The sequence below is a fragment of the Pseudomonas sp. PME37.24/025 genome, from assembly GCF_055556615.1.
Window position 1 is genome coordinate 1 of the sequence record NZ_JBVHNK010000522.1, and the last position, 228, is coordinate 228.

Below are 228 nucleotides of genomic sequence, written 5' to 3' on the forward strand. Positions count from 1 at the left end.
CCTCCCAGGTCTCGTAGCGTCGCGCCGAGGGGACGAGCTCCCAGTGCGCGCTCGAGGTCCAGTGGGCGCCGCGCACGTCGGGGGCGATGGGGAGCAGACGCTCGAGCAGCGTGTCGCGCACGTACGCGAAGCCCGTGCCGCGCGGGGCGCGGAGGAACTTGCGGCCCGTCGTGACCAAAACGTCGCACCCGATCTCGCGGACGTCGACCGCCAGGTGACCGACCGACT

Annotated in this window: 1 protein-coding gene; it reads right to left on the minus strand. The window is 72.8% G+C overall.

Annotation, left to right across the window (positions count from 1 at the left end):
• The coding region (locus tag ACZ3HH_RS31300; RefSeq protein WP_465810643.1) for an aminotransferase class V-fold PLP-dependent enzyme at positions 1-228 on the minus strand (228 nt) is incomplete at both ends.